Source organism: Paucibacter sp. Y2R2-4 (assembly GCF_025717535.1).
GTDB lineage: Bacteria > Pseudomonadota > Gammaproteobacteria > Burkholderiales > Burkholderiaceae_C > Paucibacter_A.
Genome location: NZ_JAJIRO010000001.1, coordinates 1,515,401 through 1,529,493 on the forward strand (window position 1 = coordinate 1,515,401; position 14,093 = coordinate 1,529,493).

At 62.7% G+C, this 14,093-nt stretch carries 13 protein-coding genes; 8 read left to right on the forward strand and 5 right to left on the reverse strand.

Translation table 11 applies throughout. The annotated features are described in order from the left end of the window. Nucleotides 1–47: 47 nt before the first annotated feature. Nucleotides 48–749 carry a class I SAM-dependent methyltransferase gene (locus LNV06_RS06680; RefSeq protein WP_263537423.1) on the reverse strand — a complete coding sequence of 234 codons (702 nt, stop codon included), beginning with the start codon at nucleotides 747–749 and terminating at the stop codon, nucleotides 48–50. A 103-nt stretch (nucleotides 750–852) separates the two neighbouring features. Here LNV06_RS06680 and LNV06_RS06685 point away from each other — a divergent pair, with 103 nt between their 5' ends. Continuing rightward, on the forward strand, nucleotides 853–1,734 hold the full coding sequence (locus tag LNV06_RS06685; protein ID WP_263537424.1) for a LysR family transcriptional regulator: 882 nt from the start codon (nucleotides 853–855) through the stop codon (nucleotides 1,732–1,734). Nucleotides 1,735–2,205: 471 nt separating this feature from the next. Here LNV06_RS06685 and LNV06_RS06690 read toward each other — a convergent pair whose 3' ends face one another. Next, nucleotides 2,206–2,955, reverse strand: a complete 750-nt coding sequence (locus LNV06_RS06690) for an SDR family oxidoreductase (protein ID WP_263537425.1) — start codon at nucleotides 2,953–2,955, stop codon at nucleotides 2,206–2,208. A 98-nt stretch (nucleotides 2,956–3,053) separates the two neighbouring features. Between LNV06_RS06690 and LNV06_RS06695 the strand changes: the two genes are divergently transcribed. Next, complete coding sequence (locus LNV06_RS06695) at nucleotides 3,054–3,632, forward strand: TetR/AcrR family transcriptional regulator (protein ID WP_263537426.1); 579 nt, start codon at nucleotides 3,054–3,056, stop codon at nucleotides 3,630–3,632. Nucleotides 3,633–3,750: 118 nt separating this feature from the next. Continuing rightward, on the forward strand, nucleotides 3,751–4,572 hold the full coding sequence (locus LNV06_RS06700; protein WP_263537427.1) for a substrate-binding periplasmic protein: 822 nt from the start codon (nucleotides 3,751–3,753) through the stop codon (nucleotides 4,570–4,572). Between the two features lie 51 nt (nucleotides 4,573–4,623). On the opposite strand, the gene LNV06_RS06705 is transcribed toward LNV06_RS06700, so the two are convergent. Next, entirely contained in the window at nucleotides 4,624–4,902 is a 279-nt protein-coding gene (locus tag LNV06_RS06705) for a hypothetical protein (RefSeq protein WP_263537428.1), read from the reverse strand. 734 nt (nucleotides 4,903–5,636) lie between these two features. On the opposite strand from LNV06_RS06705, the gene LNV06_RS06710 reads away from it, so the two are divergent. The 5 genes from LNV06_RS06710 to LNV06_RS06730 all read left to right on the forward strand — a co-directional run bounded on the left by LNV06_RS06710 (nucleotide 5,637) and on the right by LNV06_RS06730 (nucleotide 10,118). Continuing rightward, nucleotides 5,637–7,298, forward strand: coding sequence for a M28 family peptidase (locus LNV06_RS06710; protein WP_411970064.1), 1,662 nt, complete (start codon nucleotides 5,637–5,639; stop codon nucleotides 7,296–7,298). Nucleotides 7,299–7,367: 69 nt separating this feature from the next. After that, complete coding sequence (locus LNV06_RS06715) at nucleotides 7,368–7,997, forward strand: lysophospholipid acyltransferase family protein (protein WP_263537429.1); 630 nt, start codon at nucleotides 7,368–7,370, stop codon at nucleotides 7,995–7,997. Next, nucleotides 7,997–9,046, forward strand: a complete 1,050-nt coding sequence (locus LNV06_RS06720) for a phosphatidate cytidylyltransferase (protein WP_411970065.1) — start codon at nucleotides 7,997–7,999, stop codon at nucleotides 9,044–9,046. The genes LNV06_RS06715 and LNV06_RS06720 overlap by 1 nt, the downstream gene beginning before the upstream one ends. Before the next feature lie 174 nt (nucleotides 9,047–9,220). After that, the gene (gene ruvC / locus LNV06_RS06725) at nucleotides 9,221–9,769 is read left to right on the forward strand and encodes a crossover junction endodeoxyribonuclease RuvC (protein WP_263537430.1); all 549 of its coding nucleotides are present in this window, start codon (nucleotides 9,221–9,223) and stop codon (nucleotides 9,767–9,769) included. A gap of 22 nt (nucleotides 9,770–9,791) precedes the next feature. Next, nucleotides 9,792–10,118: a DnaJ family domain-containing protein gene (locus LNV06_RS06730; protein WP_263537431.1), complete on the forward strand. Its 327-nt coding sequence runs from the start codon at nucleotides 9,792–9,794 to the stop codon at nucleotides 10,116–10,118. A gap of 106 nt (nucleotides 10,119–10,224) precedes the next feature. On the opposite strand, the gene LNV06_RS06735 is transcribed toward LNV06_RS06730, so the two are convergent. Both LNV06_RS06735 and LNV06_RS06740 read right to left on the reverse strand, forming a co-directional pair. Then, nucleotides 10,225–10,722 (reverse strand): PEP-CTERM sorting domain-containing protein, encoded by a 498-nt coding sequence (locus LNV06_RS06735; RefSeq protein WP_263537432.1) that lies wholly within the window; start codon nucleotides 10,720–10,722, stop codon nucleotides 10,225–10,227. 17 nt (nucleotides 10,723–10,739) lie between these two features. After that, complete coding sequence (locus LNV06_RS06740) at nucleotides 10,740–13,763, reverse strand: ExeM/NucH family extracellular endonuclease (protein ID WP_263537433.1); 3,024 nt, start codon at nucleotides 13,761–13,763, stop codon at nucleotides 10,740–10,742. Between the last annotated feature and the right edge of the window lie 330 nt (nucleotides 13,764–14,093).

Genomic DNA, 14,093 nt, shown 5'->3' on the forward strand with positions numbered 1-14,093 from the left:
TTGCCCCGATAGACAGGCGGGCTGAAGCCCGCAACACGCCGGCGGTATCAGCTCGGCTTGCGCGCCACGATGAAGGCGCGGATGTCTTTGCCCCGCGTGCCGTGCCGCTCAACACTCAAGACCTCCAAGCCCTGGCGCGCAAAGGCCGCCAGCAGCTGTGGCTGTTTGAAGCACAGCACATGCGGCGCTTTGCCGATGGCGCGCATCAGCGGCAACGCAAGGTAGGGGATGAGCGGGTTCATCTCGCCGATGCAGGCCGTCTTGGAGATCAAGAGGCCGCCCGGCCGCAGGGCTTGCACCGCGACGCTCAGCGCCTGGTCGAGGTCGCTCACCAGGTGCAGCAGATTGAAGGCCAGCACCGCGTCATAAGCGCCGGGCGCGAACTCGGGCGCGTCGGCATCGGCCAGCGCGAAGTTCAGCTGCGGCACAGGATTGGAGGCCAGCTTCTCTCGCGCAATCTCAATCATGCGGCTCGACACATCGGTCGCCAGGAAGTGCCGCGTGCCGGGCGCCAAACGCAGCGCGGTGCTGCCGGTGCCGCAGCCCAGTTCCAAGACCGTTTGCTCGGCCGAGAGCAAGCCCTGAACACGGGCCAGCGTGGCCTCGTAGCCGGCCATATCGGCAATCGGGTCGGTCGCGTACTTGCGGGCGATGCGGTCCCAAAAGCGCGCTTTGCGGGCGACAGCGGCGGGATTGGCGGGCGCTGTCGCACCCGTTTCGGCGCGCGGGGCAAGGGTGGGAGACGACATAGAGGCTGCGGACGGAATCCGGGATGGAGAAGACCGCTGCATACTATCTATGCATCAGTTCGCTGAAAACGCCGAAATCTGCACAGGACATATACATTGGCGTATGGACAAACTGGATTGGAACCAGCTCAGGGCCTTTTTGGAGACGGCGGAGACCGGCTCGCTGTCGGCAGCGGCGCGCAAGCTGGGCCTGACCCAGCCGACGCTGAGCCGCCAGGTGGCGGCCATTGAGCAGCGCATGGGCGTGACCTTGTTCGAACGGGTGGGCAAGGCCATGGTGCTCTCCACCACCGGCATGGAACTGCTCGAACATGCCCGCGCCATGGGCGCTGCGGCCGAGGCCATGGGCTTGGCGGCCACCGGCCGCGCTCAGGCCATTGAGGGCGTGGTGTCAGTCTCGGCCAGCGACGCGGTGGCCGCGCACCTGCTGCCGCCACTGGTGCGGCAGTTGCGCAAGCAGGTGCCCGGCATTGCCATTGAGGTGATCTCATCCAATGCGCTGAGCGACCTCTTGCGCCGCGAGGCCGATATCGCGATTCGCCACGTCAAGCCCGATCAGCCCGACCTGATCGCGCGCCTGATCCGCGAGGCGACGGCCGGTTTCTACGCCTCCGAAGACTGGGTCCAGGCAAACGGCCATCCGCGCAGCACCGAAGAGGCCGCCCGCCTGCCCTTTGTGGGCTCCGATCGCAGCGGCCAGTTCTTGGGCTATCTGCGCCAGCACGGCCTGCCGCTCACCGAGGCCAACTTCAGCTGCTACTGCGATCACTCCATCCCCCACCTAGCCCTGGTGCAGCAGGGCATGGGCATCGGCGTCATGATGGACGAGATTGCCCAAAGCACGCCGGGCTTGGTTCGCGTGTTGGATGAAGTGCCGCCGGTGCGCTTCCCCGTCTGGCTGGTGACGCACCGCGAGTTGCGCACCTCGCGGCGGATTCGGGCGGTGTTTGAGGCGCTGGCGGAAGGCTTGGCAGAGGCGCGCTGAACCGGGCTGGCCAAGTCTCGGCAGTCAAGGCGCAAACCCCATTGCTATGAACTCGGGAGCAAGTCTTAAATCCAAAAACAAGACCTGTCCCTGAATTCCCTCGCCATCGCCTCTGCGCCGTCTTTGGCGCAGCCTGTCACACCCAAATGCAGTCTGTCTTCGGTGGCTTGAGGAAGGAACGCGCCTTGCCTACAGTGCAGCAGCTTTAACCTATTCGGGGGCCAACATCGGCCCTTTTCGATTCCAAGGTCGCCCGCATAAACACAGCCGGGGTGAAAACACAGCCGGGGTCAGGCCTTAAAAACACAGCCGGGGTCAGGCCTTAAATCTCAAGGCAAGACCTGACCCCTCACAGCCTCAGCTGCCAGCGCTTAGCCAAGCCGCTTCGGACCCCGCCGAGTTCAGCAAGCATGCAAAACTCAATAAGCTTGGGCCAGCTACGCTTGCAGACTCCAGTTCAAAGCTCGAATCTCAAGCCGCCATCATTTGAGCCACATGGGCTTCCAAGGCTTTGGGCTCGCCACGCCAAATGCGGCCGAACTCTTGAGCTATCGGGTCCGGGAAGATGTCTTGCACGCCCGCTTCGATCTCGCGCACCATGGTTTGTGCAACGAGGGCTGGGCTTGCTTTTTCAAATGGCACATGCTCAGCCATGCGGGTATCCACAGGGCCTGGGTAGATGCCGAACACTTGGGTCCGCTGGGCGGCCAACACCAGGCGTGTAGCCTGGGTGACCGAGTGGGTGGCCGACTTGGACGCGCTGTAAGACATGAAGGGCGGAAAGCTCACCAAGGACGCGACCGAGCTCACATTGGCAATGCCGCCCCCACCATTGCGCCCCAGGATAGGAGCAAAGGCTTGCATCATCTGCAAAGTGCCGAAGTAGTTGACGTCCATCTCGACCCGGCCGGCGCTCAGCCAACTGGGGTCCGCGAAGTCCTGGCTCATATGCGCAGCAACTCCGGCGTTGTTGATCAGCAGCGTCACATCTTGCGCGCGCTCGGCGGCAGCCTGGATCTCGGCTGCTTGCGTCACATCCAGACGCAGAGGCACCAGCTTGTCTCCATGCCGGGCTTGCAAGGCCGCCAATTCAGACACCTGCCTTGCGCCGGCGTAAACCTTGGCCGCGCCTTTGGCGAACAAAGCGTCCACCAAGGCCTCGCCAATACCGCGGTTGGCACCCGTCACCAGGGCCACGGCCCCTTCAATTTGGAATCCCATGTTTTCAGTCCTCTGTCACGATCAAGTTCAATTCAAAACAGACCGGTCTGTCTATTTCTGGTTTTGACTTTAGACAGACTTGTCTGTATTGTCAACACATGGCTTCAAAAAACACTACAGACAAAGATGCCGCCAGCGTTCGCCAGCGACTGATCGACAGTGCCGACCGGCTCTTCTACCAAGAGGGTTTCCGGGCGGTTGGCATCGACCGTGTGCTGGCCGAGGCCGGCGCCGCCAAGGCTTCGCTGTACGCCCATTTCGGCAGCAAAGATGAGTTGGTGGCCGCCTGCATAGAGCGGCGAACTTTGGACGCCAAAGCGCAAATCCTGGCCTATGTCGAGGCGGTTGAGCCCGAGCAACGGCCAATGCGCCTGTTTGACTTTCTGGTGGATTGGGTCAATCAAGACACCTTTCGCGGCTGCCCGGTGCAACATCTGGTCGCGGAGTTCCCGGAGGCCGGGCATCCGGCCCGCCAGCAGGCAAACCTGCAGCGCCAGTGGCTGCAAGGGCAGTTGGAACTCTGGTGCGGAGCAGCCGCGCTTAGCGACGCGAAGCAAACCGCCCGAGCCCTGGCCGTTTTGTTTGACGGGGCTCTCGCCGCGGCAGAGCAAGACGGCCCTGAGCGGGCCAGCGACGCACGCTGGGCCGCTGCGCAATTGCTTGACGCTCACCGCTGAACCCCAGGGCCAAGAAACCCGCAGCTTCAAGGCATAGCGCCAAAGGCCGTGGACCCCGGTGGGTCGGCCATGCAAAATAGGGCGGACCGTCGATCTCTACCCTTTCAGGAGCCGGCACATGCCAGGGTTCACGAGCAACTGCATTCCGCGAAGCATCTCTGGGCAATGGCGGCGGCTTGGGGTGATGACCTTGCTGCTGTGTCAGTGGGCGTTGGCGGCGCAAGCCGCGCCCTGCGCGCGACCGCTGCGTATGGCCATGATGGAATGGCCGCCCTACTTTTACCCCAATGAAAAAGGCGAGGCGGTTGGCGCCGATATCGAGCTGATACGCGCCGTGTTCAAGGAGGCCGGCTGCAGCCTGGAACTGGCAGAAATCGTGCCGCGCAATCGCCGCTATGCCATGTTCAAAGCGGGCGAACTCGACATCATTCCCGGCGCCTCAGACACGCCGGAGCGGCGCGAGTTTGCCTGGTTCGGCCGCGCCTATCGCATGGAAACGGTGAGCTTCTTCACACTGCCCGCCAAGCTCGCGCTCTACCGCGACATCACAGGATTTCAAGACCTGCTGAGCCGGCGCATCGCCCTGCTGAGCCTCAACGCCGGCTGGTTTGGCCCCGAGTACGAGCAGTACATCGGCCGGCTGCAAGAGGCCCGGCTGAGTTCAACTTTCGAAACTTTTGAAAAAGGCCTGTTGATGCTGATGCGCGAGCGCGGCGAGCTGATCATGGCCGACCACGCAACCTTGCTCTTGGAAGCCAGCCGCTTGAAGATGGAGTTAGCGCCTCTGCCCTATCACCCATCCAACGCGCCCGTCCATCTGATGTTCAGCAAAAAAACTGTCAGCGAAGAGGACGTGCAGCGCCTCAACGCTGCGCAAGAGCGGCTGGAAACACGGGGCGCGTTGCGCGCCATACGGGCGCGTTACAACGTGCAGTACTGAGGCCACGACAAGGCCTCACCTCTCTCGAACACCGGGGCCGATCAGCCCGGACTATTGGGTGTCGATAACCTTGACCGTCGAGTCGACCTTGCTGCTGTCCAGGATGCCCATGCCATTGGGCGTGCTGGCCCCCCATTTCTTCAGCTCGTCTTCATTGTCAAATTGCTGGGGGGCTTGAGCCCTGCCCGTGAAGATCAGCTGAGTCCAGATGGCCTTGTATTGCTTTTCGTTCTTGCCCACATAGCCGGCCACAAAATCCTCGCGCAGCTTGCCCTCTCTTGGCAGCCCGACCTGGACCGCCCCCTCCGAGCAAAGAAATGGTCTGGCCAAGAAACAAGGCTTTGGCCTCTTCCGCCTTGGCCTTGTTGTTCAACTGCGGTTTGACAACGACCACGGGCTCGGCCTGTGCCGCGCAAGCCAGCAAGTTCGACAAGGCCACCAGGCGCAGCGAGCCCCAGTCGGTGCAGAATTCAAGGTAAGCACCCATGATGCCTTGCCAGGTCACTTCGGTCTTGTCGCCGCAATAGACCTGGTCGGGCATGCAATTGTCTTTGTCGGTCTCGGTGCCAGCCCAGGCATTTGCCGAGACCGACACGCCACCCAGAGTGCCCCGGTACTGCAGATTAACGCCCTTGTGGGCCACGATCTGCCATCTACAAAGGTCGCCGGGAGGACGTATCCAGGGCTAGGCCTAGCCCGCCTGGGCGACCGAAGCCGCCAAAAGCGAGACACCCAAAGCCAGGGCATGGAGGCCCGTCGAAACTGCTTGACGCGTCGCGCACTCCGAGCACCTGGTGGAAACCATGGTGTCATTTGGATCGCGCGAGTGAAAGCCTCGATGCGTGCCAATCACACCACTGTCCTTGCGTTTCTGGCATTTTTGTGGGCAGTTGCGCACAACTTGCCCTTGCGCAGGCATTGAAGGCGTCACAAACAGGTGCAGGAATGCAGGGCCAGCGCTCAAAGCCAGAACTGGGGATAGCCCGCAAGACCCAGCAGAACTTCACAGGCTCTAATGCCAAGCTGATATGTTTCAAATCCCTAGCGGCTAACTTGCACGGATCATGCACCACACCTCTCGCTTCTTTTCTGGCTCATGGCCGCTGGCACTGAGCCTGGCTTCTTGCCTCGGCATGAGCCTGGCGCCGAGCTGGGCGCAAAGTCAAACCCCGCAGCCACAAGTGGAGGAAGCTCCGCTGCGCGCGCATCTGGCGCTGCTGGCCTCGGACCTGTTCGAGGGCCGAGGCACCGGGCAACGCGGCGGCGATCTGACCGTGGCGTATCTGGAAACTCAGGTGCAAGCGCTGGGCCTGCAGCCGGGCAACCGCCAAAGCAAGAGCTACCGCCAGCCGGTGCAGCTGATCGGGGTCAGCACCTTGTTGGAGCAGAGCCAGCTGAGCGTCAGAACAGCTCATCAAAAGCCGGCCCTTCCCCTGAGCTTTGGTACGGACTGGGTGTTTTCCACCGGCAATGGGCAGGCGCTGAATGTGTTTGAAGATGCGGAGTTGGTCTTCGCCGGCTACGGCATCAGCGCGCCGGAAGAAGGCAATTGGGACGACTTCAAGGGCCTGGATGTGCGCGGCAAGATTCTGATCGTGCTGGCCAACGACCCCTACCCCACCGAGGCCGAGCCGAACCGCTTTGGCGGCAAGGCCATGACCATCTATGGCCGGCGCGGCTACAAGTATGAGGAAGCACTGCGGCGTGGCGCCAAGGGTGTGCTGGTCATCCACAGCGAAGCCTCCACCCAAACCAGCTGGCCGGTGGTGAGCCAGGGCGCTTTGGCCGAGCAGTTCCAGCTGGCCGGCAAAGAACCGGGCCTGGCCTTGCAAGGCTGGCTGAGCGAAGGCGCCGCACAAAAGCTGTTTGCCGCCGCTGGCCTGGACCTGGCCCAGCAACGCGCCGCCGCCGAAGGCCGCGACTTCAAGCCCCAGGTCCTAGCACTCAAACTCAGCGGCAAGCTGGCGGCCCGCAGCCGCACGCTGCAGCAAGACAATATCGCCGCCCTCGTGCCCGGCACCGACCCGCAGCTGAAAGACGAGTTGCTGATCTACAGCGCCCATTGGGACCATTTGGGCAAGCAGGTGCAGGGCGACAAGACCGTGATCTTCAATGGTGCTGTGGACAACGCCTCAGGCAGCGCAGCACTCTTGGCCATGGCCCAGGCGGCGGTGCGCCAGCCGGCGCGGCGCAGCCAGTTGTTTTTGTGGGTGGCCGCCGAGGAGCAAGGCCTGCTGGGCAGCGCCTGGTATGCGGCGCACCCGCTTTGGCCGCTGGCCAAGACCGCGGCGGCGCTGAACCTGGACACGCTCAACTTCGTCGGCCGCACCCGCGACATCGGTGCCAGCGGCAGCGAGCGCAGCGATCTGATCGATGTGGCCCGCCGCGTTGCGAGCGACATGGGCTTGAGTGTGGCGCCGCCACGCATCGACACCGGCGGCTACTACTTCCGCAGCGACCATTTCAGCTTCGCCAAGGCCGGCGTGCCGGCCTTCTCGGTCAGCAGCGGCAGCCAGTACATCGGCGACGCCGAGAGCCTGGCCGCCAAGCGCCGCGCTTATGGCGCGCGCTACCACCAGGCCAGCGACACCTACGACCCGACTTGGGACCTCTCAGGTATGCGCGAGCAAGCCCAATACACCCTCAATCTGGGCCGCGCTATCGCGGACACCGAGGCCCTGCCGGCTTGGAAGCCAGGCGACCCGTTTGGCGCGGTCAAGCGCTGAGCTTTGGGGCTTGGCCCTAATGCTGCAAGTCGGTGGCAACGGTCACATGGACTCGACTAATATGGGGCCATGTCACTCGCCTCTGCCACCGGCCAATTGCTGGCCGCCCTGGCCCGCCTGATCACTGGCGCACAAGGCCATTGGAAAGGCTGCCCGCCGATGGCGGAGCAGCGCATTTACTTTGCCAACCATCAAAGCCACTTTGACTGGGTGCTGATCTGGGCCGCCTTGCCCAGCGAGCTGAGGGCGCAAACCCGCCCCATCGCCGCCCGCGACTACTGGACCAGCAGCCCACTCAAAGCCTGGATCACCTCGGCGGTGTTCAATGCCATTTATGTGTCGCGCACCCGCTCCACGCCCGATGAAGACCCGCTGGAGCCGCTGGTCGAGGCCTTGCGCCAGGGGGACTCGCTGGTGATCTTCCCCGAGGGCACGCGCTCCAGCAAAGGTGAGCCGCAGGTCTTCAAAGCGGGGCTTTATCACTTGGCCGAGCAGTTCCCGCAGGTCAAGCTGATCCCCACCTGGATCGACAATGTGCAGCGCGTCATGCCCAAGGGCGAGGTGGTGCCGGTGCCGATTTTGTGCACCGTCACTTTCGGCGCGCCGCTGCACTTGCAGCCCGGCGAAGACAAGCGCGCCTTTCTGGAACGCGCCCGCGCCGCCGTGCTGGCCCAGCAACCGGGCGGAGGCTGGGACTGATGTTGTTTACCTCGCTCACCATGCCCGGCTGGCTGACCGCCCCTAACCCCTTGAGCCGCTGGACGGCCACCGAGCAAATCGGCCTGCTCTTTGTGACCCTGTTCGGCCTCTTGCTCTTGACCAGCATCGGCAGCTTCATCAACGGCTTGCGCGAGCAAACGCAGGCCGAGCTTGACGATGATGACGCCGCAAGCCAAGCCAGGCACTTACGCCGCCAACGCTTTGCGCGCGAGTTGAAGCTGGTGTGGTTTGGCGCCACGGTGTTCTGGGGTGCCTGGGTGTCGGGGCCGCTGGGTGCCACGCTGCTCTTCGGCATCTTGAGTTTTTTGGCGCTGCGCGAGTTCATCACTTTGCTGCACACCCGGCGCGGCGACCACCGCAGCCTGATCTTGGCTTTTTTCTTCATCTTGCCGCTGCAGTACGCGCTGACCGGCGGGCGGCACTTTGATTTGTTCTCGGTGCTGATTCCGGTCTACAGCTTTCTGGCGATTCCGGTGGCCAGCGCGCTGGCCGGTGACCCAGCACGTTATCTGGAACGTAACGCCAAGATCCAGTGGGGCATCATGGTCTGCGTCTACGGGCTTTCGCATGCGCCGGCGCTCTTGTTGCTGGAGTTTCCGGGCTATTTGGGGCGCGGCGCCTTTTTGCTGTTCTTCTTGGTGGCGGTGGTGGCCTTTGGCCAGTTTGTGCAGTTGGCGGCGAGCCGGCGCCTGCGCCGCCGCCCAGTGGCCCGGCACATCAGCCGAGAGTTCTCCATGCGAGCCTGGTGGCTGGGCAGCCTGGGTGCGGCCTTGATGGGCTCGGCGCTGTTTTGGATCACGCCTTTTGACGCGCTGCAAGCCATGGCCATGGCCTTCATTGCCGCCGGCGCCGGCAGCTTTGGCGGCCTGGTGATGCTGGCGCTGAAGCGCGACGCGGGCGTGCGCAGCTGGGGCAACCTCAGCTCCATCACCGGCGCCGTGGGGCTCTTGGACCGCATCGCCGTGCTCTGCTTCGCCGCCCCGGTGTTCTTCCATTCGGTGCGCTGGTATTTCAAGCTCTCGCTCTGATTCACGGCCGCAGCCTGCGACACTTGCGGCATGAGAATTCTTGGCATTGACCCCGGCTTACAAACAACGGGTTTTAGCTTTGGCCCGGCGCTGGCGCGCCTTCACGTCCGCTGCGCGGACATGAGCCGCCACTGAAACCCTTTCACTGTCTCACCCTTTTTCGGACTCACTCCCTTGCGCATCCTCGGCATTGACCCCGGCTTACAAACAACGGGTTTTGGCGTCATCGACGCTGATGGGCCGAGGCTGAGCTATGTGGCCAGTGGCACCATCAAGACCAGCGCGGTGGCGACTGGCGATCTGCCGGGCCGTTTGAAGATCATTTTTGACGGCGTCCGGGAAGTCACCGAACGCTACCAGGCGCAGTGCGCGGCGGTGGAGATCGTCTTCGTCAACGTCAACCCGCAGTCGACGCTATTGCTGGGCCAAGCGCGCGGCGCGGCGATCACCGCCTTGGTGTCCAAGGATCTGCCGGTGTCGGAGTACACCGCCTTGCAGATGAAGAAGGCCATCGTCGGCAACGGCCATGCCAAGAAAGAACAGGTGCAGCACATGGTGCAAAGGCTCTTGAACTTGCCGTCTGAGCCCGGCAAGGACGCGGCCGACGCCCTGGGTCTGGCCATCATGCACGCCCACGCTAGCGTCAGCTTCGCGGCCATGAGCCGCAGCACCACCTTGCAGCGCCGCCAGCACGCGCAGTTCAAGGGCGGACGCACCTATTGATGAGTCACCGCAAAAGCCCGCCATGCAAGACGATGAGATTGCCCGCCATCTCCAAGAAGCGCTGAAGTCTGGGGAGTTGAAACTGGCCGAGAGTTTCGGCAAGCCGCTGCAGGAAGACGCCGGCTGGGAGGCCACGCCGGATGGCCTGCGCATGCCCTTCAAGGTCTTGAAGAACGCCGGCATGGCGCCGCCCGAGGTCGAACTCTTTCATCGCCGTGCGGCCTTGCAAGACTCGATCACGCAGTGCAGCGACGAAGCCGAGCGACAGCTGCTGATGCGCGAATTGAGCGATTTGCAGCAGCGCATCGCCTTGCGCCTGGATGCCTTGCGCAGCAGCAGCAGACTCTGAACTCGGCCCAGCGAAAAGTAAAACGGCCGGAGCGCTGCAAGAGCGTTCCGGCCGTGACCGATCGTTAGTTCGGTGGTTCAGCAAAGCGCCCTCTCGGGCGCTCACATCAGGCTTGCTGGCGACGACGGCGAGCGATGCTGCCCACCACGGCCAAACCAGCCAGGCCCAGAGCCCAGGTCGAGGGCTCGGGCACGGCGCTGATGGCGAAGCTACCTCCGCTCGCATCGCCAAGTGCGGGCTTGTAGAAGAAGTACGCATCGCTAACGTCTTCACTGCCCGAGTTCAAGGTCAGCACCGCAGCGGGCGTATCGTACTGATAGCTCAGACCCAGGAACACGCCATTCTGGAAGTCAGCCGTCGGCGCCGCAGTGGCGTCAGCCAAGCCATAGTTGTGGCCCAGAAAGTTCAGGCTGAAGCTGGTGAGCAGCAGGCTCTGAAAGCCTGTGCCGCTTGGCGCGGCTTCGGCGTAGCTGTACTCGCCGCTGAAGCTCTGTCCCAGCAAGGGTCCAGAGTCAAGCGAGACATTGAAGTTGAAGCTGGCGGCGTGGCTTGCCAGGCTGGCCAGGCCCAAGGCCAGGGCGATGGTGGATTTGCGGAACATCATGATGGGTTCTCCTCGAATTAGAACTTGAAGCTATTGGCTTGCACGGCAGCGCATGCCACACCCTTGAGCGTAACCACCGGACGCGACTTGGCAAATCCAGCCGAGCCATCGGGGTCATAACCGATCAGCGCGCCACCGGCGGATGTCGAGCAGGTCACAAAGCCCTGGGCCAATGGATCGTTGCTGTTGATGCCGACGTTGCGCAACAAGCCCGTGAAGACCAGCAGATCGACGCCCGGTTTGAAGTCAGTAATGGTGTCTAGGCCATCGGCGCCGGTGTTGTAGACGAACTGATCACGACCGCCGTTGCCCGTCAGGGTGTCACGACCCAGACCGCCTTCGATCACATCATCACCGGGCGTGCCGACGATCACATCATTGGCATTCGTGCCCTTGATGTTCTTGACCAGATTCAAGCCCAGCACCATCGGATCATGGTCAGAGGACTTGAACGCTGTCGGCTGGTAGTAGCCGGCGGGGTTGAACTCGGTGTTGTAGTCAATCACCGTCGGCTCATCCGCATTGATGTGCCAAGAAGTGGCGTAGCTGACCTTGGAGACGATGGACGGCGTGCCGAAACCGTGGTCCAAGCGGCCAGCGAAGCCGTCGAACACATAGGAGTAATCGGCCGGGTCAAACTGGCCGACCAGATCGACGATGGCGCCATCGCTGGTCAGTTGATGGATAGGATCTTCTTGCGCATAAGCATTGAAGTCACCCAGCAAGACCACGTCTTGCGTGCCAGCCGTGACTTGCACTTGAGACACAAAGGTCCGCAGGCGCTTGGCTTGCTCGACGCGGTGGGCGTTGTAGCAGCCTTGCAGATCGCCCTGGTCAGCGTCCACGCCGGCAGCGCCGCTGCAGCTCTTGGACTTGAGGTGATTGACCACCACCGCGAAGCGCTCACCGTTCGGCGCCTGGAAGCCTTGGGCATAGGTCGGGCGGTTGTTGACCGGGTCGGTGTCCGACAAGGTCGAGCCAATCAGCTTGAGCTTGGCGGGCTTGTAGATCATGGCCACGCGGATGGCGTCGTCACCGGTGTCTGCAGGCAATGGGGCTGCGGCGTAAGTGCCTGCACCCATGGCCGTGTTCAGGCCATCGACCAGGTTCTGCAGCGCCACATTGCCATTGTTTTGGATCTCCATCAGACCCACCACATCGGCGTTCATGGTGCTGATCGAAGCCACCAGCTTGTTGCGCTGACGGTTGAACTCATTCAGGTTGTCGGCACCGCGGCAGTTGGCGGCCGACACCGCACCGCCCAGGCTGCAACCTTGGCCGGTCTTGCCGTCAGCAGTTTGGCCGTTGGTGAAGGTGGTGAAGTAGTTCAAGACATTGGCACTGGCGATGCGCACATTGCCGCCGACCGCAGGGGCTGTGGCCGAGCGCGGGTTGCTGCGTGCGAACACTGGCTTGCCGACCGGCTGCAGGCGGTACATATACGCGCCAGTGCTGGTGTTGCTGGTGGCTGGGCCGTAGTCGATCACACCGGTCAGCGACTCGATGGTGTCGCCAGCGCGCACCGTCATGTCCTCGCCGATGAAAGGCACCGGGTTCGGGTTCTGAGCGCCGTTGTTATCGTCCAAGATGATGGCGCGGTCCAGATTGGCCTTGGCCAGGGCCTGCGCATCCGGTCCGGGGCGCATCACATTGGTGGGGTTCAACAAGCGACCACCGGCGGCCAAGGTCAGCTGACCATAGCGACCCAGGAAGTAGTTCTGCTGAACCATCACCGGGCCGGTCAGATTGACCAGCATGCCTTCATAGGCTTCCAGGCCGCCGCTGGGCAGCGTGGCCAAATTGACGGCGATGGGTGCCACGGCATTGCCGCTGCTGGCCACGGACAAGCCGGTGATGTTTTTCAGCTGAGTGATGGAGCTCTTGCCCGAAGTGAACTCGGTCACCAAGCCGCTCAAGCGAACTTCTTGGCCGACGCTGACGGAGGGCGCGCTGACGGTGTAGACAAAGATGCCGTCCGAAGTGGCAGGGTCACCATCACCGAGGCGGTCTTGCATGTAGAAGCCGGTCGAGGTGAGGTAGGTGACGATGCCGCCGGTGCTGACGGTCGCGCCGTCCATCGGGCTCTTGTCGCCGCTGCCTTGGATGCTGTAGATGGGTGTGAAGCCGGCGGCCGTCACCTTGATGGCGCAGCTGGCGGTTTGCGCTTCGTTATTGGCCCAGTTCAGGTTCAGGCTGTAGCTGCCACCAGCCACGCTGCTGGCGACTTCAATTTCTTGAGTGGCCGTGCCGCCATCGGCGGTGGCAGGCGTGAAACGGCCCAAAGTGAAAGCTGCGGGCCAGCTGCCGCTGATGGCCGCCGAGTTGACGATGCTGTCGGCATCGCTGGCGCTGACGCTGAAGCGGGTGGCGGTGCCAGCGGTGACATTGGTGTCGGGGCAGACCGGCACGATGGGCTTGTCCAACGGCGGAACCACGCCGCCGCAGACATTGGCCGGCGTGGCCAGGCTGCGCGGTGTGGGGGCGGCGACATTGAAGTCGCCGCTGTTGTTGTCGGTATCCAGGCAACCCGCGTTCTTGCGCTGGGCGGCGGTGGTGTTGCTCAGTGCCGGCGTCGCGCTGGCTTCGCTGCCATTGACGGCGCCATAGCCCACCAAATCCACCAAGCTGCCACCGCTGGGGTTGGCACCGTTCAAGGGGGTGATGGAAGACGCCAGGGCGACCTTGCCGTCGGTGCCGGACATGAGGATGCCGGCGTTCACGTCACCGGTCAGCAGCGTGCCGCCCGTGCCTGCGCCTTGGGCGATCAGGAAATAACGGCCCGGCTCCAACACGGTGTTGGCAGGAATCGCGGTGACCTGCCAGCTGGTGCCGGCCTTGGCGCCATATTGCACCGACCAGCCGCCGATGTTCACGGCGCTCTGACCCGCATTGAAGATCTCAATGAAATCGTTCTTGATCGTGGCGCCGGTATTGCCGCCACCGCCATAAACCTGGCTGATGACGATGCCGCTGGCAGAAGCCATGACCGCAGGGACTGCAAAAGCCGCGGCCACGAGGGCGGCGAGAGTTTTCAATTTCATGCTGATTCCAAAAGGAAAGGAAGGGTTTGTTGAGATCCTGAAACAGGACGGGCTCCACGAAATACCGGACCTTTTCAGCAAGCTGCGTTTGGCGGGTGGCAAACGTTTGCACCTCCCCACTATCGCCTTGCTCTGCGACCCGTTGCGACGAATGCTAGCGAGAAAATGTGACAGCTTGAGCCACCGCATTTGCGGGGGGTTAGCAGACCCACCTCCTGCGGTCACCGATATTCAAGGGGTTTACCCATGATCCCTTCAGATCAATGTCAAACAAATGATTCAATCTGAAACAAAAGCCGCTTCGAGTGACATCGCCCCCTCGCGCTAACA